Source organism: Microbulbifer sp. SH-1, assembly GCF_011326135.1.
In the GTDB taxonomy this organism is placed as follows: domain Bacteria; phylum Pseudomonadota; class Gammaproteobacteria; order Pseudomonadales; family Cellvibrionaceae; genus Microbulbifer; species Microbulbifer harenosus.
Window position 1 is genome coordinate 4,482,473 of sequence record NZ_CP046948.1, and the last position, 25,671, is coordinate 4,508,143.

A 25,671-nucleotide genomic window follows, 5' to 3' on the forward strand; every position below is an offset into this window, starting at 1 on the left:
GTCGTAGTCGGTCCGCGGACCGGATGGAGTCTGACTGGACATAGTATGCAAGTGCACTTGTGATGAGCAAGCGCCCTTGCGCCCAGTGGCTGGCGGTGGGCGATGGAATTCTGTACGCAATAAAAAACCCCGCGAGGGCGGGGTTCTTTGTGGACGTCAGTCCGGAAGGCGGAAGGTAATCGGTACCGTGAACCGGTATTCGTTCATTTTCAGCTGGGGGGGGGTGGCCGGGTAGGGGCCGGCGCGCTCCACTGCGTCCAATGCCTCGCGGTTGAGGCTGGAGTAGCGGGACTCCTGCAGAGTGGCCACGTTGGTCACATTGCCCTTGCTGTCGATGGTGACATTCAGGCGCACGCTGCCTTCCTGGCCGCGCTCCATGGCGCGCTTGGGATAGTTGATATGCTTGAAGGTATGGCGCAGCAGCATGGAATGATAGATCTGGCGGGCCAGAATCATATCTGCGGTGAGCGGTGCTTCGTCTTCCTCTTCCTCCAGCTCCTCTTCGTCCATGGGCGGTACTGCCGGACGCGTGGTGGTGGGCTTCAGCGGCTTGGGCTGCGTGGCCTGGGCCGTGGCAGGTTTTTCCGCTTTCGGCTCGGGGCGCCCCGGGGCCGCGGGAGTGACCGCCGCACTGCCGACGGCGGCGAGTGTGGGCGCGGGAATGTCGGCGCTCAGGTCAGGCTTGCTGACAGCGACGATCTGTGAGGACTCGGGCTTGGAGGCCTGTTTCTCTTCCTTTTTCGGCTCTTCCCTGGCGGGTTCGACGGCAGCGGCCACCTCTTCCGTTTCCTCGTAGGCCGCGCGCACCTGCGCAACACGCTCGGAACTGGGTTGCAGGGACTCAAACGTGGCCAGCAGACCACCCGTTACCTGACCGGATTTCATCAGGTTATCGCGGAATTCCGTGGAAGGTGGCACGGGGCCAATCCAGGCGCGCATCAGCGTATTAAAGAAGCCGCGATCCTCGATTACGCCGAGTTCGACGCCGTTGAGGGACACCACGGTAGAGCCGTTGCCGGCCGCAAACTCAATGCGCAGGCGGTCACCCGCCAGCAGGCGGCCTTTGAACAGGTTGGCGAAGGTCACCATGTTTTCTGCCTGGCCGGTGAGCGTGTCGCCGGGATTGTTGATGGCGATACCTTCCATCCACTGGTTGCGCAGGCGACGGGCGGAAAGGTGATCGGCAACAACGCGAATTTCCAGCGCCCGGGGCATATTATTATCGAGCAGGGAAGCGGAATCGTTTGATAAACGCTCGGCGTAAACCGCAGCGATGAATTGGTCTTTATTGAATTGTTGTTCCAGAGCCAGACCGTTCAGAAGCGGTGCCGCATTTACAGTCAGGGCCGCAGCGAACAACAGCAGGGCAATGACGAGTTTTGACGATTTCATTTTTGCTTTGATTTCTGTTTTAAAGCCGGATGGGCAGAAACCGGCAGAGAAAGCGCTGAAAAATCAATCAAAATACCCCAGACAAATTTTCAGCCGCTTCGATCGCACCCTCCCCCCGAAAGGTGCGCGCTCCGAAAAATCTCGCATGCTGCTGGCGGTCAATATTTCTCCAGTCGCAAAATGAAATGAATCGGGGCACCGCCCAACTCTACTTCAACTGCAATGGAGTTCAACCCTGAAATGGGTAAAATGTCTCGTTTTTTTAAATCCGCGACCTGTCGGGGCAGACAGTTATCACTTTCCGCCTAGAATGCGGCATCACCCGGTGCGCAGTGTATTGATTTAATACTGAGCATGCACCGAGAATGGGGGCCTGACGCTTCCCTGACATCAGGAACAGGGCGGGCTGTCGGTAACCCGAGCACAATACACAACCAAGAGTTACATGGATTACAAACCGCTTAGTGAATTTCCCAGGGATGCGGTCGATCGACTTCTGAATGTCATTCATCTCTTTCGTGATATTCGCGCCACCAGCGAGTGGCAGTACGACGTATTGTTGAAGCGCTCTCGCCTGGTTTCCCTGGCGCATGCGGAGGCGTTGCTGCATGCAGGGGATGTAGACCAGTGGGTGTATTTTCTGTTGCGTGGAGAGCTGCAGGTCCACGTGGACGATACGGCGGCGGCGCAGGGTGAACGGCCTCTCGCGGTAATTCGCCCCGGTGAGCTGTTTGGCGACCTGTCCATGCTTCTGGCGGAACCGCGCAGTGCGACCATCGTGGCGGCGCCAGTTGGCCAGGAGATCCAGGTACTGGCGGTGGACTGCACCCTTTTCGGCGATCTGGAAGACTTTTCACTACTGCATCTGCCGTCCAAACTGGTGTTCTACCGCAACATGGTGCACTCCCTGCGTTGGAAGCTGGAAGTATATCGATCCAAGTACCCATCCCATGAACTTGCGAACAGCCACCGCCGGCTAAAACTCTACACCGGTCCCAAAAACTGCCGGGAGGAGTTGCACGCACTCGCGGATCAGGCGCGGGATCTGGCGCGGATTCTACTCGACTGGAATGCAGAATTTGGCAGCGGGCAGCTCGCCGCGGAAGAGTCTGATATGTCGGACTTTCTTGAATCTATACTCTCCTGAAGCGAATCGCGGCCGCTCACCTCTTTTTCCCGCCCGCCCAGCCAGATGGTCGACTAATCGCCGCGGTACTGCCGCGGTCGATCTACTCCTGATCCCATCTCCCTTTATTCCCATTGCAGGGGCATCCTCCGGAGCTGTATTCGGCGTGGGTGTTATGGGTGGATTTTGCCCTGCGGTAGGCGGGGCAAACTTTTCGAGGTGGAAGATTCCGGTGAATTTCGTAATCCGACAGCTGTGACCACTGCGTATGAAGACTTTTATGCATAGAATCCCCTCCGTATCAACACTATCGGTTGAATGGCTTCCCCTCCCTTATTTATATGCAGGAATGCAGGTATGAATTTTCTGTTGAAACTCTGGCGACAACGCAATTACCGGATGGCCTCGGTGGTGTCGCTGGTTGCGCTTGTCTGGTTACTGAGTGGGCTCTGGTCCGATGACGCTATTGATAGTGATGGCAAAGCGGGAGTGAAACTTAGCTCTGCGGGCGTCGAGGCCGATGCGCCCAGTGTCCGAGCCCGACAACTGGATGCGCAACCTTACGTTACCCGCGTGGTGGTAAACAGCCGCACCGAAGCCAATCGCACTGTGCGAGTGCGCGCGGAGCTGGATGGCGTCGTTGCCGCACTGCCGGTGGCGGAGGGCAAGTGGGTGGCAGCCGGCGATGTACTTTGCGAAATCGCCGCTGAAGATCGGCCGGAAAACCTGACACGCGCGCGCGCGGCTTTACGCAAGGCGGAACTGGACTTTGCGGGCGCCAAAAAACTGCAGGGCCGGGGACTGCAGTCCGAAGCGGCGATGGCGCAGCAGGAAGTGTCGCTGGCCAATGCGCGTGCGGATCTCAAGCGCGCCCAGGTGGAAGTGGACAATCTCACGATTCGGGCGCCGTTCGCCGGAATTATCAACAGCCGTGCGGTGGAACTGGGGGATTTTATCCGTCGCGGTGAGGAGTGTGCGACGGTGTTGGAGCTGGATCCGATGCTGGTAGTGGGAGAGGTTTCCGAGGCCCAGGTGGCCCACCTGCAAGTAGGGGCGCCGGCCAGTGCTCAGTTGCAATTGGGGCAGATTGTGGAGGGCAGTGTGCGCTACGTGAGCCAGGAGGCCCACCCGGTGACGCGCGCCTACCGGGTGGAAATGGAGGTTGCCAATCACGACGGCAAACTGCGCAGCGGCATCAGCGCGCGCCTGGCACTTCCCACTGGTGAAGTCCTGGCCCACCGGATCAACTCTTCATTGCTGACGCTGGACGATGACGGGCATCTGGGGGTGCGCACACTGGATACGGAACAGCGGGTTCGCTTTGCGCGGGTACAGCTGGTCAGTGATGAAAATGAAGGAGTTTGGATCACCGGTCTGCCGCCGCGTGTGACCCTGATTACCGTTGGACAGGAGTATGTGAGCGAGGGGGAACGGGTTGATGCGGCACTGGAGGATGCTGCCGGGGATCTAGCTGCCCCGGTTGCCCAGTCTGCAGGCAGCGCCGATGGTGAGGCGCAGCCATGAAATTGTTGGAAAGTGCCGTCGAGCGTTTTCGCAGCAGCCTCAGTCTGATGCTGCTGATTGTCATCATGGGGATCGTCGCCCGCGGCGCTATGACCGTGGAATCAAGCCCCGAAGTCAACCCTCCCATTGTCATCGTGCAGGTGATGCACGAGGGTATTTCTCCGGAAGACGGGGTGCGGCTGCTGATCCGGCCGCTGGAGCAGGAAATTCGCGCATTGGAAGGCGTGGAAGAGGTGATCGCCACCGCGCGTGAATCTCTGGTGTATCTCGTGATCGAGTTCGACTCGGGCATGGATATCGACCACGCGGTAGACGAAGTGCGCAATGCGGTGGACCGTGCCAAGGCGGATCTGCCTCGGGATGCGGAAGAGCCGGTTGTGGAGGAGGCGTCGGCGCAACCTTTTCCCGCGATTGTAGTAACACTTGCGGGTGAGGGTGTCGGTGAGCGTGAGCTGCTGCGCAGTGCGCAACTACTGAAGCGCAAAATTGAAACGATCGGCGAAGTGCTGAGTGCGGATATCAACGGCAACCGGGAGGAAGTGGTGGAGGCCACTATAGATCCGGTGCGCTTGGAGCATTACCAGATCACCGGTAACGAACTGATCAATGCAGTGCTGGGCAACAATCTGCTGATTCCCGCCGGTGAGATGGATGTCAGCAGGGGGCGTTTTTCCGTCAAGGTGCCGGGCTTGATTGAAACAGCGGACGACGTTTATCAGATTCCACTTAAACAGTCCGCCCACGGCGTGGTGACCCTGGGGCAGGTGACGGATATCCGTCGTACCTTCAAGGACGCTACCAGCTACACCAGTGTAAATGGCCAGCCCGGGCTCGCCATCAATGTGGAGAAACGCACCGGGGCCAGCGCCGTGGATCTGGCAGATCGTGTGCGCGCGGTGGTGAATGCTGAACGGAAATATCTGCCGCGTGGCGTGAAGGTGGATTTCGTGTTCGACATGTCGGAAGTCGCCCGGGACATGGTCAGCGAAATGGAGGGAAATATCCTTACCGCCATGTTGCTGGTGATGATCATTGTGGTGGGTGCGCTGGGGTTCCGCTCTGGACTGCTGGTGGGGTTCGGCATTCCGTTTTCTCTGTTGTTCGGCTCCATCATCACCTGGTATCTGGGGTACTCGTTCAACTTCATGGTGATGTTCGGCATGCTGCTCGCGCTCGGCATGCTAATTGACGGCTCCATCGTGATCACCGAGTTTGCCGACCGCAAAATGGCCGAAGGGCTGTCGGCGCGGGCGGCTTATTCCATCGCGGTGCGGCGCATGTTCTGGCCCGTAGTGGCCTCTACCGGTACCACGCTCGCCGCGTTCCTGCCGATTATCTTCTGGCCCGGAGTGGTGGGGGAATTCATGCGCTATCTGCCGGTGACCGTGTTCGCCGTGCTGGCCGGATCATTGGTCTACGCGCTGTTTTTTGCTCCGGTGCTCGGCTCGGTGTTCGGCAAGAGCAATATGGATCTGCAGACCCAGCAATATCTCAGGCAACTGGAAAATGGAGATCCTGTTTCCCTCGGTGGGATTACCGGCTTTTACGCGCGGGTGCTCGATCCGGCGGTGCGGAGGCCCTTCGTGTCCTTCGCGGTGACGATTTTGGTGCTGATCGGTATCTTCATCGCCTTTGGCCGCTTCAATCCCGGGGTGGAATTCTTTACCGAGACCGAAGAGCAGTACGGTAACGTGGAAGTGCGCGCGCAGGGCAACCTGTCGCTTGAGGAGAAAAAAGCGCTGGTGGCCCAGGTGGAGTCCGCGGTGATGCAAGTACCGGAAGTGCGGGTGGTGTACACCGCCATAGGCTCCGGCGGCATTTCCGGCAACTCAGAAAAGTCACCGGACCAGATTGCCAATCTGCTGGTGGAGCTGCTGCCTTCTATGGAACGTGAGCGCAAGAGCCGGGAGATTTTTGCGGATATCCGCGAGCGCACCGGCCATTTCCCCGGAATAAAGACCAGTGCAAATGCATTCGAAGGCGGGCCGCCGGTGGGCAAGGATATCGTACTGGAATTGCGCAGCCGCAATTACGACAAGTTGCTCGGGGAAACCTGGCGTCTGCATCGGGCTCTGGAAAATGACTTCGAGGGGCTGCGGGATATCGTCAACACCGCGCCATTGCCGGGCATTGAATGGGAAGTGAAGGTCGACCGCGCCAAGGCGGCCCTGTATGGCGCCGATCTGACCGGAGTCGGCCGCGCCGTGCAGCTTGTGACCAACGGTGTGCTGATGGCGGAGTATCGACCGGACGATTCCGATGAGGAAGTGGATATCCGCATCCGTTACCCGGACTACGCCCGCGGAATTGCCGCGCTGGACGAACTGAAAGTGAATACCCCTAATGGTGCGGTACCTGTCAGCAGTTTTGTATCCACCGTGGCAGGCCCCAAGGTGGACAAGATCGAACGTATCGACGGTATCACCCGTATGCAGGTAAAAGCGGATGTGAATGACGGCGTTCTGGCGGATGACAAGGTGCGGGAAGTTCGCCAGTGGCTGCTACAACACCCGCTGGACGGCGAAGTGGAGTTGTTGTTCCGCGGTGCCGACGAAGATCAGGCCGAGTCTCTGGTTTTCCTGCAGGTAGCGTTTTCGCTGTCGCTGTTCCTGATGTTTATCCTGCTGGTAACCCAGTTCAACAGTTTCTATCAGTCCGCACTGATCCTCTCTTCGGTGATTATGTCTACCGCGGGTGTGATGCTGGGGCTGACTCTGACTCAGAGCACCTTCAGTGTGATTATGACCGGGGTGGGCATCGTGGCGCTGGCGGGCATCGTGGTGAACAACAATATTGTGTTGATAGATACCTATAACTATGTGCGTAAAGCCGAACCGCAGCTGAGCTGTGCCGCTGCTGCGGTGAAAGCATCGGCACAGCGTTTGCGCCCGGTATTCCTCACCACCGCCACGACTATTCTCGGGTTGTTGCCGCTGGCGCTGGGGGTGAGTGTGGATATGGTAGGGCGCACCATCGTGGTCAACGGTGTGATCGCATCCTTCTGGGTGAAACTGGCCAGCGCCATTGTCTACGGCCTCAGTTTCTCGACGATTCTGACCCTGATTGTGACCCCGGTAATGCTCGCGCTGCCGTCGGCGCTCAGGGAAATCATAGGTGATGCGGTGGGGATGTTAAAATCGCGTCTCCCGGATAAGGGAGTAAAGTGACCGAGTGGGATCAGGTGCCAGGTCGCCGATGACCTGACGACAGTCATAAAAAAACCCCGGGGAACCGGGGTTTTTTATTTTCGCCTGTCAGTAGTGACAGCTTAGCCTTGGGCCGGAGCTTTGGGCGGACGGCCGCGACGAGCCGGAGCCTTCTTGGCTGCACCAGCCTTGGGTGGGCGACCGGGCTTTTTCTTGGCGGCGCCAGACTTGGCGGGACGACCAGGCTTCTTGGCTGCGGGAGCGGCAGCGCCGGCTTCAGCTTTCTTTGGGCGACCGGGCTTCTTCTTGGCAGCGGTCTTGGCTTTGACGGCCGCTTTTTTGGCCTTCTCGGCGGCTTTCTTTTTGGCTACAGCTGCTTTTTTCTTCTCGGCAGCGGCTTTCTTCTTGGCAGCAGCGCTAGCCTTTTTCTTGGCAGCAGCGGCTTTTTTCTTCGCAGCGGCAGCGGCTTTCTTCTTGGCGGCAGCAGCGGCTTTCTTCTCAGCAGCGGCCTTCTTCTTGGCGGCAGCGGTGGCTTTCTTCTTCTCAGCAGCGGCTTTCTTCTTCTCAGCGGCGGTCAGCTTCTTGGTAATGGCTGCTTCTTCTTTGGCCACAGCCTTGGCTACTTTTGCCATCAGCTTGTTGTCAGCGGAGATGGCAGCCAGCTTGGCTTTTGCATCGTTGGCAGCGGCTTTGGCGGCAGCTGCGAGCTTCTTGGCGGCTGCGGAAGCTTCCTGAGCGGCTTTTACTTGCTTCTGCTGCGCGGCAGACTTTTTCTTGGCGCGGGCAGCTTTTACCTTGGCTTGTGCTGCTGCGGCCTTCTTGGCTGCGGCGTCGGCATCTTTGGAAAGTTTGTCCGCTTCTTTCTTGGCTTCAGCTTCCTGGCCGCTACGGGCTTTTTCGAGCTGGGCTTTGAGAGAGGCGAGTTCCGCTTCCAACTTTGCTACGGCACTCACCGGAGAAGAGGTGGCTTTTTTACGTGCGGCCATAAAATATCCCTGTATCTGAATTTAATATCTAGGTGTTATCTTGGATGAGTGGAATTCATCGCGCTAATTGCAGCTCATTTATATACTTGAATGCAAGTGTTTTAAGGGTGTTTTTACTCTGTAATGAATAAATTTAAGGCTTTTTTTACTTTTATTGGGTTCTTCTGGTTGCTGCTCTGCGGATTCTGGGCTGTGCTCACCCTGGTGCGAGGCTCAGAGAGCGGTGCAACTGCAGCCTGGATCGGCCTTTTAATTAATGCTTGGGCATTACCTTCATGGATGCTGTTGCGCTATTTGTTTCCCGGGAAAATATCCGGGGATTTGCGTGAACCGGGTGCATTCGCCGGGGTGCTTGTGGGCCTCGCGCTGATATTGCTGACGGACAGCGAGCGCGGGTTGCCGGTCTATCTGGCGATATACAACCTGTTTGTATTTCTGTTTTACCTCCATCACCTGAGTTCGGTCGCATGGCCGCCGATGCCAGCGCCGGGAACTCTTTTTCCAGCACTCGAACACCGGGATGCCGGTCGCTGGCAGGCAGCAGAATACTGCCGAGAGCACGGGGTGAGGGGAGTGATTGTGCTCTTTCTGCGGGGAAGTTATTGCGCGGACAGTCGCCATCAGTTGTCTCAGCTGTACACCCTGCTTGAGGATTTGCAGCGGCAAAATGTGGGGCTGGTGCTCTGGAGCGTACAGTCGGAAGACCGCTGGCCGCACCATTTGCTTGCTCCGAATACGTCACAGGTAATTTTCCAGGTGAGACAACTGGCACAGCCGGTACCGGCGCTGTTCGCGGCCAGTAATGCCGCGCCGCTTATCCTGCATCCCTGGATTAAAGACGCTGCGCGTCCCAGTGCCTGGCTGCTGGATGCAGAGGGATATATTTTATGGCGGGAATTACCTGCCACTTATCGAATGCCGACAACGGTGGCTACGCTGCGCAACCAGCTGTTCCGTCTGCAAGAATAGAGCCCTGGGCAACGCTCGGGCGAAGGCCCGAGTGAGTCGGGATCACGGGGTGGATTTGTCGGGCGGACTACAGGTTGGGCAAAACAAAAGGCGATCGCTTTCCGCTACGCCTTTGTTTCTGTTTGGCCAATAGGGGCTATTGCCTGGTCAGTGCTGTGCCGGGAAGAATCCAAAGCGGTTCACAGTGGTCCGTAAGGCAGGTAGCGATTGTCGGAGTGTTGACGAATCCACAATAGCTGTTCGCGGACGAGCGGAGACTTGCGCAGGCGAAGGGATTTTGCCAGCGGAATGACGGGGGACTCCGCGCCGCCCTGCCAATCCGGCAGCTGTGCTTCCGCCAGCGTAAAAAATCGAATCAACCCCCACACCTGATCATTGTTCCAGTGCGCGGCTTCATCCAGCCACTGTGTAGCGGGCAGGCCCGAAAGCCAGTTCGAGGACTGCAGATCGCTGTCGAATTTGGTCAGATCCGGAGCCGCCAGACCGGGCGTGGCTCCCGCGTCTGCCGTCTGCAGAGCGTTAATGATCCGTTCCAGCAGCGACTTGTCGATGTCACTGCGCGTCCGATCATTGGACGCCGGTTTGGCGGGTTCCCAGGCACCGACACTCATACTCACTCCTATATATGAAAGCATGTACATAAAACGGGGCGGATTATACTCACCCGGGGGCAACATAAAGAGGGGATTGCCGCGTGGATGGATGACGGCAGCAGAATTTAGCATAATCCCCCTGTTCTCCCGGATTTCCGCTCGGGTCTGTACCAGGTAGCCAGGAGTCATTCGTTGTCGGTAGTGCTGTGTGACATCGGCACCGTATTAACCGTGTAAGTAGTAGCGTGTTCAGGATAAGTTGCCCGGGGGCTCAAGTGAACTATATAGATCAGCCGATTGCAGCGCAGAAACGTATCGCTCTGGTGGCGCACGATAACCGCAAGGCCAGTCTCATTGACTGGTGTCTGCAGCACCGGGGTATTCTCGAGCAGCATCAGTTGCTGGGAACCGGAACCACCGGGACACGGATAGAGGCGGCGACCGGTATGGCGGTGGAGAAACTGTTCAGCGGTCCCATGGGGGGAGACCAGCAGCTGGGTGCCCGTATCTGTCAGGGCGAGGTGGATATCCTGATTTTCTTTTGGGATCCTTTCGAACCCATGCCCCATGATCCAGACGTGAAAGCGCTGTTGCGCATTGCCGCGGTGTGGAATATCCCGGTGGCCTGTAATGCCAGCAGCGCCGATATGATGATCCACTCGGCGCTGATGACGCGGAGTTTCCCGCGTCAGGTACCTGACTATCAGGGCTATCTGGCGGAGAGAAAACACGAAACGGCTGTCTAATTTTCGTCCGGTTTGAGTGGGTCTTCTTTCTATCTTATTGATTTTTAAGGGATATTTTTGGCGCGGAATCTTGCGCTTGCATTGATGGCCATTTCCCGGCAATCTTCCCCACCTGATTAGACCGGGTAACCGGAGTAATTCGAATTAAAAACAGTACGGTGTTTTATGAGTAGACGACGCGGTAAGGCCGTAGAAGAAGAAAAGGCCGATATTGACCTGACCCCCATGCTGGACGTCGTGTTCATCATGCTGATCTTCTTTATCGTGACGGCATCCTTCGTGAAAGAGAAGGCGTTGGACGTGAACGTGCCGGATCCTGATCAGCAGGTAGAGACTCCGCCGGACCCCGACAAGCAGAATATCCTGCTGACCGTGAATTCGGCCGACGAGATCTGGATGGGAAGCAGCCGCATCGACAGCCGTGCGGTAAGAGCCCGTATTGCCCAGCTCTACGCGGAAAACCCCCAGGCCATCGTAATCGTGCGTGCGCACAATAAGTCCAGCGCAGACACATACGTGACCATCGCCGACGCGGCGAAAGAGGTAAACCCGAATATTCAGGTTTCCCTGGTGCCTTTCGAAGACAAGCGTTAACGCGCTTCTTCAGGGCAGCCCTAGAGGGCACAAAAAAAGCCAGCATTTGCTGGCTTTTTTTGTGCCTGTGATTTGTCCCATCCGGTCTCTATGTGAGTGACCAGGCGGTTCTCCCGCGCTCGCCACCATTGTCGTCAGAACTCGGAACGGATCGCCCACAGGTCTGGGAACACCGGTTTGAACAGCGTACTTTGCAAGTAACCCACACCACTGGAGCCCCCGGTACCCATTTTGTGGCCGATGGTTCGCTCCACCATCTTTACATGGCGGTACCGCCACTGCTGCAGCGAGGTGTCTATATCCACCAGCGCTTCGCAGATATCGCTTACCAGCGGATCATTCCGGTACACATCGATCAATACCTTCTGCACGGCAGTAGAGGGCGCAGCCACCTGGCTGAAGTCCCGCTCCAGTTCCGCTTTGGGGATATTGTGCCCTTCGAGGGCCAGGAAGCGCAGGAAGGCGTCCCACAGAGTCGGCGCCTCAAGGCGCTTTTGCAGGCGGCGGTAGTGTTCGGAGCCGGGCTCGTAATTGCCCAGCTTCTTTGCATCTTTAGCGCCGTAGAGGAACTCCAGTTCGCGGAATTGAAAGGACTGAAAACCGCTGGCGGTGGACAGGCGGTCGCGGAATGACATGAACTCCAGTGGGGTGAGAGTTTCCAGTATGTCGACCTGCTGGATCAGGGTGCGGTAGATGGCGTCTACCCGTTTTAGTGTGTGCAGGGCCCGGTTGCGCTCGCCGCCGTTGAAAAGTCGCACCAGGAAGTCGAGCTCGTGCAGCAGCTGCTTGAACCAGAGCTCGTAGCTTTGGTGGATAACGATAAATAGCAGTTCGTCGTGCTCCGGCCCTTCCGATAGCGGCCGCTGGCACTGCAGCAGCTCGTCGACTTTCAGGTAGGAGCTGTATGTCACTGTCATTTTTGGAGTGTTCCTGTCTTTAAATCACCGTAACCGAAATGGTTGTACCGGTTTTGCCAGTGATGTGAATCTTAAATTGCGCCATTTCGCCAATCTTTGGCCGCATTATAAGGTTTCCACCGGAGCAGTTGGAAAATCCTTTAACCGGAGACCGACACTAACGTTGAGAATCCGCAACCCAATCTGGTCGAATCGGACCTCGTGCACATTTGGGGAGTGGCTACACTAGTGACCTGTTCATACCAAATGTAATGACGGCCGGAAATCCGGCCCTGCGGGTCCCGGCCGGGGTTGGGTCGGGCGATGCAGTCAATTGCGATAATCACAGAATAGGCGGAGCCGACCTCATGCAGAGCCAGTGTGCAGAAATTCGGTCTCAGGTATCCGGACGGGTACTGGAGATCACCATCAACCGGCCGGAGCGGAAGAATGCGCTCACTATGGCCATGTACTCAGCCATGGCCGATCTGCTGGATGCGGCAGCCGTTGACTCTGAAGTCAGGGTGGTCATTCTCACGGGTAGCGGCGGAGCCTTTACCAGCGGCAACGACCTGACGGATTTTCTCGGCGGTTCCGCCAGTGGCGAGGAGTCTCCTGTTTTTCGTTTTATGCAGGCACTGTACCGTTTTCCCAAACCGGTGATCGCCGCGGTTGCCGGTCCGGCGGTGGGTATTGGCACCACCCTGTTGCTGCACTGTGACCTCTCCATCGCCGAGGATGATGCCGTTTTCCAGATGCCTTTCGTCAATCTCGGTCTGTGTCCCGAGTACGGTTCCAGTTTCCTGCTGCCGCGTATTATGGGCCACACCAAGGCGTCGGAGCTGCTGTTGCTGGGCAAGAAGTTCGATGCGCAGACCGCGGCGGATGTGAATATCTGCAACGAAGTGGTGTATTCCGGCGAAGCGCTGGATCGCGCCCGGGTATACGCTGCAGAGCTTGCTCAGAAGGCCCCCGAGGCGGTGCGGTTGACCAAGAAGCTATTGCGCCAGGGCACTCTGGAGAGCGGCATGGCGGCCATTCGGGAGGAAGCGGGACATTTCAAGGCGCGCCTGCAGTCGGATGAGTTTCGCGAAGCAGCCACAGCTTTCATGGAAAAAAGGCCGGCAGACTTCTCCCGCTTTGACTGACCCCTGAATAGACGGAAATCCTCAAAAGTAATCCGTCGTCAGTCATGTTTTCCCTTTAGGTCGCCAAAGGCGACCTTTTTCATTTCTGCTCGGCAAAGAGTGGGATTTTGTTCTCACTTGGTTTGATTTCGTGGGTCTATGTTGCTTCGCGACGAGGCGGGTGCGGAGGCTGGGTAAAATTGGGGCATGAATATCATTTCGTGAGCCGGTACACTTTCCGCCTCTACGGCTGACTATTCAGTGCCTGACCTTTTGCCGGGTGAATGTCCACAAGATAAGAAACACCCGCAGCCGGAACATCTACAACTGCGCAGGATTTCTGCGGTAACCTGGTTTTCAGGACCATGAATGTCGTTGCTCCCGCTGGGCTTTTATACAACTCACTGGTTCGCCTGTTTGTGCAGGGCCTGCTTGTACTCCTGTGGGGGGGACTGTGTGCCCAGGTTCACGCTGGGATCACCGTGGACGGGGTGGGTAAAGACACCCAGGAAAACACGCTCACCGCGCCGCTGCATTCCTTTGCCGATGCGATAGACATCGGCGCCGCTGAAGATGGCAGTCTGCGGACCGGGCAGGCTGCCGTCTGGCATGACCCCAGTGGCAGGGCCGATCTCTCAGCGGCTCTGCAGGCGCTGGAGCAGGGCGAGTTTCGACCTCTGGCCGGAGCCGGTTCAACCGGCCTGCGGAAGGGCAGCTACTGGTCCCTGTTCATTCTGCGTAATACGACAGATAGTTCCGTTCCCATACATCTGGAATACGTGGATCACCAATTGATCCGGCTGCAGGCGTTCGCCAGCGCTTCCGTCGACACTCCGCATTTCCTGGAGTTGGCCAATCTCGCGATGGGGGAGTCCTTCGCACGGCGGCCGGTATTCCACAACCGCTTCGTGGTGCCAGTGGTTCTCGCGTTGGGTACGTCTGAGGCATTTCTGGTGCGGTTTGACTCCGAGGAGGTCGGGTTCGTGTTTCCCTCCATGCGGATCTGGTCGCCCGATGCCCTCAGCAAATCCCATACCGGCGAAACCGCGGTGCTGTCGTTTCTGTTTGGTGGGATTGCCCTCATCTCCCTCTTCTCGCTGATTGTCGGAGTGACCACCCGCGAGTGGAGTTTCTTCGCCTATTTCGTATACGGTATCTCCAAAATCGTGGCCTGGGGCACCATTCTCGGATTTACCCATCAGTACGTGCTGCCCGATGGGTTCCACTGGAGTTATATGTCGGCGGCCGGTGCCGTCAGCATTATGTGTGGGCTCGTCTTCGATCGTCTGTTCCTGCAGACCCGCAAGTACACACCCAGGCTGGATCTGATCCTGATCCTGATGATGGTAAATGCGGGAGTGCTGCTCGGCAGTGCGCTGCTGCAGATCAAAGCCGTGGCGCTGATGAGTATTACTTTCGCGCTGTTGCTATACCCAGCCTTCACGGTTATTGCGCTGGTGCGCTGGCGGCAGGGCTCCAGCGAGGCGGTCGTGTTCGCGCTGGGCTGGACGCTGTTACTGGCTGGGCTTTTTTATCAGGCGCTGCGGGATCTCGGCTATGTCGAGCACAATCTGGTGAACTATTACCTGCCGCCACTCAGTTCATTTATCGAAATGGTCACGATTATGGCCGCCATGGGAATGAAGCTGCGCCGCCTGCGCTTGCAGGGGTTGGAGTCGGAGCGACAGTACCGCCGGCATCTGGAGCAGTCGAAGGTCAAACTGGAAGGCTTGGTGCGGGCGCGCACGGAAGAGCTTGAAAAGGCAAAACAGCAGGCCGAACTGGAAGCGCGCACTGATCCTCTCACCGGTATCCGCAACCGTCGCAGCTTTTTGTCGGATGCCGAGCTATGTATCAAACGCGCTCAGCGCAGGGGTGAGCCTGTGAGCCTGCTGATGTTTGATATCGATCACTTCAAGTCCATCAACGATAACCACGGCCACGGTATCGGTGATGAGGCGCTGCGCCAATTCAGCGTGACCATTCAGCGGAAAATCCGCGAAACCGACGTTTTCGGGCGTCTCGGTGGCGAGGAGTTCGCGCTGCTGATCACCGAAACCCGGCCGGACTCTCTGTACACCGCTGAGCGCCTGCGGGACAACATCGCGCAGATCCGCTTGCGCTGCCCCGAGGGCTGTGTGCAATTTACCTCAAGTATCGGTGTGGCCCATGGCAGCGCGGACGAATCGGTGGAAACTCTGCTGCGGCAGGCAGACCACGCCCTCTACTGCGCCAAGGAGCGCGGGCGCAACATGGTGGTCGAGTACAGTGAGCAATCGTCTTCCACCGCGGGTAGTGCGGAAACGCCACTCAATCCGGAACCCGTCTGACGAACAGCTCCGACAGACATCGGCGGCGTTTCTTTGCGGCAGATCGAACGGTCTGCCCCAATTTACTGCACAATCTTGATCCATTCCCCCGGTTTGGGCTCACCGCGCGGGTAGTAACCGTTCAGTAGACGCAGCTGTTCCTCCGCATACTCGCCGATTTCCATGTGTCGGGCCAGGGATGCGAATGTCGTCTTGTCATTGGCTTGTACATAGCGCACGCGTTTGATGTCCGGTTTGGCGATGTCGGTTTGGCGCAAGGGACGGAAGCTGCGGATGCTGGTCAGGAACAGATTGTCCAGCTCGGTGGCCGCTTTGGTGTCTTTCGGTTTTTCACTGATTTTTCCTTCCAGAATGTACTGGCGGCTGCCGTAGAACAGGATCGCCACCCGGTCCGGACTGTCGCTGGACTTGATCGGCAGCTTACCGGTGTGGCCCTCCAGCCGGTACTGATTCAGTGTCTCATCCTGTTCCAGGCTGCGCACATCGTATACGCCGCGCAGCGCCATATCCGCAGGCTGATTTCCATCGCGCTTATCGACCTTGATGGTGAGGGTTGCGGATTTGTCCGGAGCAGTGCCGACAATGGCGGAGCGCAGGTTTTCCACTGTCCAACCTTCTGGGAACAGGAGCGAGAAGCCCAGACTCTTGTGATTGAAACGGTTTTTCTCGCTCTCCTGCGCATTGGTGCCGTAGACGATGCCATCGGTTTTTTCGCGATAGTACTCCACCTTGGTAATTTTCTTGTCATCCGGCAGTTTTCCCGCCGCCTCAACGACTTCGCGCAGACGTACGTCATTGCGCGGGTGCGAGGAGAAAACACCGTGGTAGGTCTGCTGTTGCTTGCCCTCGACCCGCGCGCGGCGGCGGGCGAAGGTTTCCTGGTCCTTGAGCAAAGCAATCACGTTGATCATCGACTGTGGATCATAACCGGCGTTGTACATGTACTGGGCACCGAAGCGGTCGGCCTCCAGCTCCATATCCCGGCCGTATCCTTTCACCGCGGCGGTGCTCCACAGATTGGTTACATCACCCACTACGCCGCTGCCGGTGACCAGTACCGAGAGCACTGAAGCGACGCCGGCACCGGTGGCTGCGGTTTTCTGGCGCACGGCGTGGCGGGCGGTGATGTGGCCCACTTCATGGGCGAGCACGGCGGCCATTTCCGCTTCCGAGTGCAGATAGGTCAGCAGACCGCGGTTGATATACACATAGCCGCCGGGCAGAGCAAAGGCGTTGATATCCTGGCTGTCGATGATGGTGAAGTAGTAGGTGAGGTCCGGGCGGTCACTGGCCTTGGCAATTTTCTGACCCACGTGTTCGACATACGCGGTAAGAATCGGATCGCTATAGATAGGGGTACTGGCGACCAGCTTTTCGTGCATCTCGCGCCCGATTTTGATTTCCTTTTCTTCCGACATCAGCACGAGATCCGGCCGGTTGGTGGCGGGATTGAAGGAACAGCCGGCGGCGGTGACTACCAGCAGGGCGGTTAACAGTCTTTTTTTGAGCGTGTGCATTTGAGGCTCCCTAGTTATTCTCTCCAGTCAGATAGCCGCTGCTGCAAACTCCGTTTATTTCAGCGGCTGGCGGATTGCGGCGGTAACAGAAATTCCTGAAGCTGTGCGGCCATGCCCTTGCAGGCGTTGTTCTGCACGCGGGCGATCAACGGAATGGGTACGACAATGGCGGGCATATACGAGGTGCCCTGAGCATCGGCGCTGATCTTTCCAGACAGCTCCTGATCGCGAAAATCCCAAACTGATGCCTCGTAGTCGGACTCCTTGTCCCAGGTGCCGAAACCAAAGCAGCCGGCGCCGGCGGTGCCGATGGAGCAGCCGATGGAGCCGGCACTTGAAGTGGTCTCGGTATTGCCGTCGATCCAGACGATATATTTGATCCCGTACCTTTCCATGCGGTCGCGCACGTCAGGGATGTCCATTAGCTTACTCAGGGACTTGATATGCATGGGCGCGGTGCGTGGCTCAAACCAGGGATAGAGTGCGTCTACAAACTGCTGCTCGGGAATGACGTTCACTCCGGATTTTGGGTTGTGCAGCGTCTGGCCGACACAGTCGATCAAATCGGGTTCAGTTTCGTATTCACTGGAGTGGCGGCGGCCGAGAATTACCACGGAGTCGCCCACTGCCAGCTCACCAGCGCTGCGGCGGTATTCGTCGATCACGACGGTGGTGCAGCCACTATTGAGGGCCGCGAGAAGCGACATGGAAAAAAGCGCGCTCAGAAATTTCACCGCTACATCCTCCTTGAATCCCCTATTTTCTGCCGAGTATGCGGCAGGTGGGGGCAAATCCATTGCGAAAAAATTAATGCTCAGTTGTTGTCTGCTTCCGTTTGCTTCATGCTCAGGGCGCGCTGTTTGCTGGCGAGAAATGCCTGCAACTCCGGCACTCGTTCAAAACCGGTATACAGCGTGGCACCCGCATCCCGCAACGCCACATTGATGGCTTGAGCGAGTGCCGCCTCCTGGGATTTCAGGAACGCGGTGGGGGTTTTTCCATAGGCGGTGATCACCCACTCCGCCACCGCGTCACCCTGCTGGTTGTAGGCGCGCATGTCGTACTTGATCCACACTTCGAAAATATTCACACGGGTTTCCCGCGGCATGGTGAACTGCAGCTCGCGCACTTCCGGCACAATTACCAGATCCACTCCTTGGGGCAGATTGCTCGGATACTGCGACAGATTTACGGTTTCCTTGAACATGGAACCGAGTACGGTCTCGAACAGATTCTTCTGCGCGCGACCGGTGTTGATATTCCACTCGTCGCGGTCATCGCGGTTCTCGCTGTAGGTAAATTGCCGGAAGTCCTCACTGAGGAATATTCCTACGGTGAGGGGATGCTGGTTGCCCACCGGTGCGGGAAATCTTCCATCGACAGATACCGTATGCGCGCAGGCTGTCAGCAGGCAGGCGAGCACCACTAGGGCGGCGGCTCTGATCGCCCCTTGTTTTATTGAAAAAAGTCCCTTTAACAAGCGAATCATGTTTTCCTCACCCATCACCGTTGTTCCATTTAACGGAAATCGTTCAGCCCCACAAAGGTGCCGCCATTCCTGTATGTCAGCTCGCGCATCAGTGCAGCAAAGCGCAGCCCAGTGGTCTGAAGGTGCAGCGGGCGCGAGAACTGGATAGGGAAGCCGATAGCATGGATACGCACCATGCGCTCATTTTCTCCGCGTGTAGCATTTACCCGATCCACCGCCATCATCACATTGCGAATGGATTTACCGGTGAATTCGTCGCCCAGTACATAAATGCTGATTTTTTTGTTGGGATCGTGAAAGGTGCGCACCGCCTTCTGGATACCCTCAACCGGGCTGGAGTTACTGAAGGGGTTCCAGGAACGCAAACGGTCGAGTACCGCCTGCCGCCGCCCGGGTGTATCCGGAATCCATTTGTTGCGGTAATTGGAGAACATGTAGTCGCCCATATCATTCATTACCTGAATTCCCTTTACGTTGGGATACAGGTTCAGGGTATTGACCATCTCCTGGATCATGCGGTCCCAGCCGTAATTGAACATACTGCCGGAGGTGTCGATGATGAATAGGATGTATTCGCTGTCTACCGGAATGCCGCCGATAACATTATTCTTGCGCTGATAGTTTTCCCCCAGCAGCCGCTTCATTTCGTCGGTCATGGTCTGCAGGGCAATGGTCAGCTCACCCTTGAGCTTGCCTTCTTCAGAGTCGCTCTCGGTTTTCTTCGCGTACACCGCTTGCAGGGTTTCCAATTCACCCTTGAGTTTGGCGATGCGCTTGGTTTCAATATCCAGCTGTTCCTTTTTGGCGTTGAGATCGCGGTTCAATACGCTGGTTTCACCGCGGATTTCCGCCAGCTGCTCCTGCAGCTCCTGCACCTGGCCGTCGAGATCCTGTTCGGCTTCCTCGAGCACAATCGGTTCCACGGTCTTGGCGATCATCAACAGCAGAACAATGGCGCCGAAGCCACAGCAGATCACGTCGAGAAAGGAAATACTGAACTCTTCCTGTTGCCGTTTGTTGCGTTTGCTACTCATGGCCAATCCTTGGATGGTGCGAGGAACGAACCCTGTGTGTCCATGGCGAGCTTCCAGAACTCACTGGCGGCCATGGGATCGCCCTCCATGGGCGCGAGAATGACATTGACCGGAATACTTTTTGGCAGCGCATCCACCGCCTTGCGAAACAGCTTGAGGCGGTCCTTGCCGGAGACGGTATTGCCCTTTGCCGCCTGCATGCCCTGTGTGGGCAGGCCATCGGTAATCAGGATGATATTGTCCGGCAGTGGTGACATGCTGTTTACGGCGTTGAATATCCGCTCGAGACTGGTGCCATTCTGCGGCACGACGGTGTCCAGCGCCTTGATGGCATCATCCATTTTCGCGCGATCGTCCACGTTCAGCCAGCGGTCCTCGGTGCCGACGATGGCGGCGCGGAACCCGGTATTGAAAGTGTAGATCTGGTATTGGCTGTCCTGGGGAAACTGTGACACCAGCCATGACACCGTTTGCTTGGCGCGGCGCCATTTTTCCGTATCGCGTTTTACCGCATCCGACATGTTGCGCGTGCGGATGACCTTGATCAGCTCGTCGCCGAGCATACTGGCGGAGGAGTCCAGCAAAATCAGGATGCGATCCCCGCCGAGGCGCAGGCCAGTGAGATACTGGCGGTCGCCATCGCCGACAAACTTGCGCACATTGTTGCCGAGCTTTTTATTTTCTTCTTCCAGTTTCTGTTTCGCCTGCTCCAGCTTTTTCAGTTTCTCCTGCAGACGGGCGACATCCATTTCATCCGTGGTACTGTCGATTTCGGCGATGTTGCCTTTTATTTCCTCAATCTGTTCCATGATGCGGCGCGCGAGCCCCTGAGTCTTGGCCAGTTCATCGCTGGTGGTATCGAGGGTATTGCGGGCCAGCACCAGATGTTCCTGGCCGAACTGCACTTCCTCCTGCAACAGATTGACCTCCGCTGCCAGATCCTGATTTTCAGCTTCGATGTCGTGGTCGGAGCCGTGCTTGATGATGAGGAAAATCAAGGCAACGGCACCGAAACCGCAAGACATAATGTCCAGAAACGACAGGCTGAAGGTGGTAAACCGCCGGTTCTTACGCGCCATAATGCTCCACGCTGATCGCTGTGATGACCTCGGCAAAATCCGCCGCGCTGATACGGTCGCCGGCGGAGAGATTGACCGGAGAGGAAATTTCTCTACCGTTCAGCATCAGTTGTGCGCCGGCATCCACGCGCAGAGCGAGTCGGCCCGCGTGATGGGTGATCGTGGCAGCGGGGTGACTGGGCGGCGTGGGGGTAACCTGAAGTTTTCCCTCCTGCCAGCTGACAAACAGTGGCTGCTGAGCTGCCAATGCGCGGTTGCCAAAGAGCAGGTGAGTGGCGCTGGCTTCTGCGGCAGCATTGACCTGTACCGCCACATCGGCGACGGGGGCAGCACTGAGATCTGCGATCAGCCGCAGATGGCCATTTTCGCTGTGCAGCTCCTGCCAGCGTTTATCCACCGCCAGTGCCACCGCATTGTGTGGTAGCAAGTGAATGCGTTCCGCGAGCTGTGCGCCGCCGGGAATTTCCGCCCAGCGGTGAGAAACAAACACCACGCTGCTGGCGTCGCCCAGATTCTCAATCATGGCGCGCACCCGCGACAGAATTGGCGTGCTCGCGTCCTGAAGTTGGCGCAGGCTGACCTTGGCGGTGCGGTCGTCCAGTTCCGCCATAACTTCGCCCTGGCGCATGGCGCGGGCAATCCACTGAGGTAGCATGTCGTACAACTGCTGCTCGGCATCGGCCGAATGCAGCGGATCAAAGCGGCATTGCATAATGAAGGCATCAGTGAAAATCCGCGCCCAGGCCTCCTGAAAATGATGCAGGCCTGCATCGGTTACGGTTTCGGCGATATCCAGCTCCGCGCGCTCGTGGACTGCCACCCGGCTTACCAGTGTCTGGTGGCGGTGCAATTCCACGTGCAGGTGTACACCTCGGGGAGCGCAGCTGCTGATACAGGCGGTGGCGGCGTCAGTTAATGCCACGATATTGAAAGGGCTCTCTTTGACCACGCCGAGCAGCAGCGCCAATTGCTCACGGGTGAAATTTGCGGGCACGGCGAGAACAATTTCATCGGGAAGGTCGCACAGGCCCGCGATTTCTTTCAGGTGGCAGAAGGCCAGGTCTGCATGGTGGCGGCAGCCAGGATTGGTGGATTTCACCGTTTCCAGGCTCAGCCTGCGCCAGAACTGGTGATTAACCTGGGTAGGATGGCTGCGCGCGCGCATCAACGCACCGGTACCAGTGATGATTTCGCGGTTGTTAACGATGGCGACACCGGGGCTTTCCGCTACTTCGGTCGTGCTGTCAAACACCCGCAGGCCGCAGTCGTTGATTTCTAGAACACCTTTGCTCATGGGATTTCCTGTTTCCTTTGACGGGGGCCCGGCTCCGTGGGCGCCCTGGATTTGTTCAGCTGACTTTCAGAAAGCGCAGCAGATTGTTGTCGCAGTAATTCTGGGTATCCAGCACCAGCCGTTCCTGCATCAACTGCAGTTGGTGGGTGAAAAACATAATGACAATACTGATGACAAGTGCGACAAAAGTGGAGTTGAACGCGACACCGAGGCTCACGGTCACACCGGCAATATCCCCTTCCACTGCGCGGTGTGCCTGTGCCAATGCCTCGCCGATACCGCGCACCGTACCGATGAACCCGATGGAGGGAATCGCCCAGGTGATATAGCGCACCATCGCCAGTTCTGAATCGAGGCGGTCGCCCTCGGTCTCACATACTTCCTTCACCGAATTGGAAACGGCGGCCACATTGCGGGTGGAGCCGAAGCGCTGCAGCGCTGTGAGCAGGGCGCGGGGTAGTAGGAAGTTGCGCTCCTCCTCCGGCAAGGCCTGGATTGGCCGCGACAGATCGCGCGCGTCTTCCGGCAGAATCGGGGTGCCCTCGCTGACATTTAGCAGCGCCTGGTCCAGTAGTTTGCGCTCGCGCATACTGCGTCGTGCCTTAAGTCCCATGATGGCCATGGCCCACAGCATCAGTACGAAGCAGGCTTCCTGTTCATAATCGCGCAACACAATGTACATCGAGCGTTGCTGGATATAGGTTTCACCGGCTTCCTCCCTTGCCATCTGCTCCTGGATCAAAGCGTCGGCGTTGGGGCGGATGATGGCTACGTAAATGGCGTGTACCAGGATGATGGCCCCGAGCAGGGCGAACAGCTGGAACATAAAATCTGAAGACTTGAATTTCATGGGTATTCCCGCTTATTTGGGGGGCCATTCCATTGGCGAGGCCCGGCTATTGCTCAGATTTCCGCTGGAATTTTCGCGCTATTCGCTGTTGCTAGATGTCCACCGGGTAGGAGACCGAGAGGTCTTCCGATATTTCTTCCGTTGCTTCGTAGTTGTCGGCACTTTGGGCGCTCTGTGCCTTGATCGTTGCTGTTGGTTTTTTTGTACTGACCGAAGCAGGCTGGGCGCTGACTTTTTCTTCCTGCTTTTCCTGATCTGTCTTCGCGTCGTCAGCGGCTGATTGCGCTTGTGCGCCCAGCGCGAAACTGCACAGCAGAATCAGGGGCAGGAATCGCACCAGGTTGGTTTGTCTATAGCGTTGCATGCCAACACCTCGTTTTTCTCTGTTCCTACTTTTCTCTGCTCTTACTTCTCTCTGTTCGTACTTCTATGGCATCGCGATCAATTGACCCAGCGGGCCACGCGGAAGCCCACATCATCGCGCGCTTCCGCGCCGTAATCCCGGTAAGACAGGCGCAGTTCGGTGAGTCCCGCGTGCCGCCAACTGGAGCCGCGCACGACGTGGTAATCGCCTTCCTGTGGTCCCACCGGGTTTTCTTCAGCCCTGGTAGAAAGGCCCGTACCGATGGTGTACAGGTCGTGAATCCATTCGGAGACATTGCCGCCCATGTCGAACAGGCCAAGATGATTGGGGCCGAAGCTACCCACCGGTGCGGTGGCGGCATAGTTGTCGTTATAGGTGCGCAGTACTGCGGGGACTATCTGGCCGGCACTGCTGTCGGCGTAGTTGCCGGAGTTTTTGCCCACCGGCAGCGCATTACCCCAGGGGAATTTACGCATGGCGCCGCGTTCATAGCGGGCAGCCCAGGCCCACTCGGCCTCCGTGGGCATGCGATAGCCGTTGGCGCTGCCGTCAAACCCCACCACGCGGCCGCGCTCAGTGCGGTAAACCTCCTTGAGACCGTCACGGGCGCTCAGCCAGTTGCAGAACAGGGCGGCGTCATTCCAGCTGATGTTCACCACCGGCAGGCTGTCGTTATCCAGACTGACACCATTGGTGTGGCTGGAGCTGTGCATGCGCTGATAGCGTCGATATTCGCGGTTGGTGACTTCGGTTGTGCCGATGTAAAACGGGCGGGTGAGAGAAATCTTGCGCAGTACCTCATTGGCCTGGCGCCCCTGTTCGCGGCGTGAGGAGCCCATGGTGAATTCTGAACTGGGGCGCATCAGCAGCATTTTGCCACCGGCACCGTGGGTGATTTCCGCGGGCACATTGCTCCAGCGCGCCTGCTCACCGGTGAGCAGTATTGCGCGCACACTCTGCTTGAGCTTGCTGGAAGGCACGATGGTGGTCTGATAATCCTCGTAGCCCGCCTTGCGCACGGTAATGGTGTGGCTGCGGGTGGGCAGGGTGAAGGTTTCGCCGGCAACCCCCGCCAGCCTGCCGTCGATGAATACCTGCGCTTCCGGTGGGCTGCTGGTGATGGTGACATCGCCGAATACTGCGGTGAGATCCACGTTCAGGTCGCGCAGATCGCCAGCACGCACATCCACGGTGTGCTCCACAGAGCGGTAACCGTCGAGGAAGAAGCGCAGCTGATGCCGGCGGTTGGAAGCGAGTGCGACGTCCATCGGGGCCTGGCCGCGGTACTCGCCATTTACGGTGATGCTGGCCCCGGGTGGGTTGCTCACCACCCGCAGGGTGCCGTCCGCGGCCGCGAGGTCGACAGTCTGCAGGGTCTGATCCACCCCGGCGGTGACCGGAACCGGAATCTGTACGGTTTTATGATCCGGCAGTGAGATGTCGACCACGCGATCACCCTGCACCAGTTCCGCTGTCAGCGGCGTGGTGCCGAGGATTTTTCCTTCCACGCTGACGGTGGCGCCGGCTGGATTACTGGTGATATGTACATTGGCCCAGGCCGGGCGCAGGCTGGCGGTCAGGGTCTGCGTATTGTCGAGCCCCTCGATTTCCACTTCCTTGCTGAACGGCAGATAACGCTCCGTTAGTACAGTGATACGTTTGCGGCCGGCGGGAATGGACTTGGCGAGGCCTTCGCTGCTATCCACTTCCGCGCCATTGACGAGAATGCGCACGGGTACCGCTGGTTCGGTAATGACCTGCAAATGCCCGGGCAGGCGCTCAAGCTTCACCGCGTGACGGCTGTTGCTGTCGCTGCTGATTTCCACTTCGCCACTCTGCGGCAGATAACCGGTGGCGCTGACGGTGTAGCGGTAACTGCCGGGCAGCACCAGATGGCCGTCGCCGAGGCGCACGGCAAAGCCGCTGACGGAAACATCGGCATCCGCAGGCTGGGTTTCAAAAATCAGGGAGCGTGCCACCAGCAGGTAAACCAGCATAAGCGCGCCGAAGCAGAGGCTGGCAACCACAGCGATGGCTTTGGGGGAGAGCAGCAGTTTGTTGCCACCACTGGAAACCTGGGCAGGGGTGAAACCGATTGGCTGGATGACGGAGGCATCATCATTGGCCGGCTCGTTTTCGCGAACGGGTACCGCTTCCTTAGCTGTCATTTATGGTTTCCTGTTACGGGTATCTCTCAAAATCTACTGCTCGTGCGGCTGATGGCGTCCGGCGGTGCTCGCTGCGATTTTTAGAGGTCCCCTTACTGCGTACTTATTGATTTTTCCGCGGCTGTCGCCACACCGGTTTCCTGTCCGGGTCGCCTGGGTACCAAAAGTCCCAAAGGCAGAGCCGCGCATTTCAGCTTAGCCCGCTCTGGCACCCGCAGCTTGGGCGCCGGTCTTTTTGGCGTGGATTTTTCGGTTTTACCGATACCGGGACGACAAATTCGTCCATGCCCAGGAGCGCATCCGATACGCGTCACTGGCGTCAATGTCGGTGTGAGGGAGTAATGAAAAGTATGGTCCGCCGGTCAGAAAATCTGCGGGAGGCGCGCGCAGCCAATTCAAAATCACCGCGACATTCACGTCGTGTGCTTTTGATCTGCCCGCGCTGGA

22 protein-coding genes are annotated in these 25,671 nt (G+C 57.7%); 9 read left to right on the forward strand and 13 right to left on the reverse strand.

Annotation, left to right across the window (positions count from 1 at the left end):
• Window positions 1-156 precede the first annotated feature (156 nt).
• Window positions 157-1,392 carry a TonB family protein gene (locus GNX18_RS18510; protein ID WP_166220003.1) on the reverse strand — a complete coding sequence of 412 codons (1,236 nt, stop codon included), beginning with the start codon at window positions 1,390-1,392 and terminating at the stop codon, window positions 157-159.
• Here GNX18_RS18510 and GNX18_RS18515 point away from each other — a divergent pair.
• From GNX18_RS18515 to GNX18_RS18530, 4 genes are all read left to right on the forward strand, one after another.
• The gene (locus GNX18_RS18515) at window positions 1,370-1,576 is read left to right on the forward strand and encodes a hypothetical protein (protein WP_166220005.1); all 207 of its coding nucleotides are present in this window, start codon (window positions 1,370-1,372) and stop codon (window positions 1,574-1,576) included. The genes GNX18_RS18510 and GNX18_RS18515 overlap by 23 nt on opposite strands.
• A 261-nt stretch (window positions 1,577-1,837) precedes the next feature.
• Window positions 1,838-2,539, forward strand: a complete 702-nt coding sequence (locus tag GNX18_RS18520; protein WP_138236182.1) for a cyclic nucleotide-binding domain-containing protein — start codon at window positions 1,838-1,840, stop codon at window positions 2,537-2,539.
• A gap of 336 nt (window positions 2,540-2,875) precedes the next feature.
• Entirely contained in the window at window positions 2,876-4,042 is a 1,167-nt protein-coding gene (locus GNX18_RS18525) for an efflux RND transporter periplasmic adaptor subunit (protein ID WP_166220007.1), read from the forward strand.
• The gene (locus tag GNX18_RS18530; protein ID WP_166220009.1) at window positions 4,039-7,209 is read left to right on the forward strand and encodes an efflux RND transporter permease subunit; all 3,171 of its coding nucleotides are present in this window, start codon (window positions 4,039-4,041) and stop codon (window positions 7,207-7,209) included. The genes GNX18_RS18525 and GNX18_RS18530 overlap by 4 nt, the downstream gene beginning before the upstream one ends.
• 101 nt (window positions 7,210-7,310) lie before the next feature.
• Here GNX18_RS18530 and GNX18_RS18535 read toward each other — a convergent pair whose 3' ends face one another.
• Window positions 7,311-8,174, reverse strand: coding sequence for a hypothetical protein (locus GNX18_RS18535; RefSeq protein ID WP_166220011.1), 864 nt, complete (start codon window positions 8,172-8,174; stop codon window positions 7,311-7,313).
• Window positions 8,175-8,297: 123 nt separating this feature from the next.
• Here GNX18_RS18535 and GNX18_RS18540 point away from each other — a divergent pair, with 123 nt between their 5' ends.
• Entirely contained in the window at window positions 8,298-9,143 is an 846-nt protein-coding gene (locus tag GNX18_RS18540; protein ID WP_166220012.1) for a hypothetical protein, read from the forward strand.
• A 179-nt stretch (window positions 9,144-9,322) separates the two neighbouring features.
• Here GNX18_RS18540 and GNX18_RS18545 read toward each other — a convergent pair whose 3' ends face one another.
• Window positions 9,323-9,754 carry a hypothetical protein gene (locus GNX18_RS18545; RefSeq protein ID WP_138236177.1) on the reverse strand — a complete coding sequence of 144 codons (432 nt, stop codon included), beginning with the start codon at window positions 9,752-9,754 and terminating at the stop codon, window positions 9,323-9,325.
• 257 nt (window positions 9,755-10,011) lie between these two features.
• Between GNX18_RS18545 and GNX18_RS18550 the strand changes: the two genes are divergently transcribed.
• Window positions 10,012-10,482, forward strand: a complete 471-nt coding sequence (locus GNX18_RS18550) for a methylglyoxal synthase (protein ID WP_138236176.1) — start codon at window positions 10,012-10,014, stop codon at window positions 10,480-10,482.
• 165 nt (window positions 10,483-10,647) lie between these two features.
• Entirely contained in the window at window positions 10,648-11,076 is a 429-nt protein-coding gene (locus GNX18_RS18555) for a biopolymer transporter ExbD (RefSeq protein WP_138236175.1), read from the forward strand.
• Window positions 11,077-11,210: 134 nt separating this feature from the next.
• Here GNX18_RS18555 and GNX18_RS18560 read toward each other — a convergent pair whose 3' ends face one another.
• Complete coding sequence (locus tag GNX18_RS18560) at window positions 11,211-11,993, reverse strand: tryptophan 2,3-dioxygenase (RefSeq protein WP_166220014.1); 783 nt, start codon at window positions 11,991-11,993, stop codon at window positions 11,211-11,213.
• Between the two features lie 347 nt (window positions 11,994-12,340).
• Here GNX18_RS18560 and GNX18_RS18565 point away from each other — a divergent pair, with 347 nt between their 5' ends.
• Both GNX18_RS18565 and GNX18_RS18570 read left to right on the forward strand, forming a co-directional pair.
• Entirely contained in the window at window positions 12,341-13,120 is a 780-nt protein-coding gene (locus tag GNX18_RS18565; RefSeq protein WP_166220016.1) for an enoyl-CoA hydratase, read from the forward strand.
• Between the two features lie 344 nt (window positions 13,121-13,464).
• Window positions 13,465-15,429 (forward strand): diguanylate cyclase, encoded by a 1,965-nt coding sequence (locus tag GNX18_RS18570; protein ID WP_240914098.1) that lies wholly within the window; start codon window positions 13,465-13,467, stop codon window positions 15,427-15,429.
• Window positions 15,430-15,491: 62 nt separating this feature from the next.
• Here the strand turns inward: GNX18_RS18570 and GNX18_RS18575 are convergent, their stop codons facing one another.
• From GNX18_RS18575 to GNX18_RS18615, 9 genes are all read right to left on the reverse strand, one after another.
• Window positions 15,492-16,946, reverse strand: a complete 1,455-nt coding sequence (locus GNX18_RS18575) for a M48 family metalloprotease (protein WP_138236172.1) — start codon at window positions 16,944-16,946, stop codon at window positions 15,492-15,494.
• Between the two features lie 59 nt (window positions 16,947-17,005).
• On the reverse strand, window positions 17,006-17,680 hold the full coding sequence (locus GNX18_RS18580; RefSeq protein ID WP_240914100.1) for a hypothetical protein: 675 nt from the start codon (window positions 17,678-17,680) through the stop codon (window positions 17,006-17,008).
• A gap of 80 nt (window positions 17,681-17,760) precedes the next feature.
• Window positions 17,761-18,435: a hypothetical protein gene (locus GNX18_RS18585; RefSeq protein WP_240914101.1), complete on the reverse strand. Its 675-nt coding sequence runs from the start codon at window positions 18,433-18,435 to the stop codon at window positions 17,761-17,763.
• A gap of 29 nt (window positions 18,436-18,464) precedes the next feature.
• On the reverse strand, window positions 18,465-19,469 hold the full coding sequence (locus GNX18_RS18590; protein ID WP_138236170.1) for a vWA domain-containing protein: 1,005 nt from the start codon (window positions 19,467-19,469) through the stop codon (window positions 18,465-18,467).
• Entirely contained in the window at window positions 19,466-20,548 is a 1,083-nt protein-coding gene (locus tag GNX18_RS18595) for a VWA domain-containing protein (protein ID WP_138236169.1), read from the reverse strand. Before GNX18_RS18595 ends, GNX18_RS18590 begins: the two co-directional genes overlap by 4 nt.
• The gene (locus tag GNX18_RS18600) at window positions 20,538-21,842 is read right to left on the reverse strand and encodes a hypothetical protein (protein ID WP_166220020.1); all 1,305 of its coding nucleotides are present in this window, start codon (window positions 21,840-21,842) and stop codon (window positions 20,538-20,540) included. The genes GNX18_RS18595 and GNX18_RS18600 overlap by 11 nt, the downstream gene beginning before the upstream one ends.
• Before the next feature lie 55 nt (window positions 21,843-21,897).
• Window positions 21,898-22,692 (reverse strand): MotA/TolQ/ExbB proton channel family protein, encoded by a 795-nt coding sequence (locus GNX18_RS18605; protein WP_138236167.1) that lies wholly within the window; start codon window positions 22,690-22,692, stop codon window positions 21,898-21,900.
• Window positions 22,693-22,783: 91 nt separating this feature from the next.
• Window positions 22,784-23,056, reverse strand: coding sequence for a hypothetical protein (locus GNX18_RS18610; protein WP_166220022.1), 273 nt, complete (start codon window positions 23,054-23,056; stop codon window positions 22,784-22,786).
• A gap of 77 nt (window positions 23,057-23,133) precedes the next feature.
• Window positions 23,134-25,224: an SUMF1/EgtB/PvdO family nonheme iron enzyme gene (locus tag GNX18_RS18615; RefSeq protein WP_166220031.1), complete on the reverse strand. Its 2,091-nt coding sequence runs from the start codon at window positions 25,222-25,224 to the stop codon at window positions 23,134-23,136.
• Window positions 25,225-25,671 lie beyond the last annotated feature (447 nt).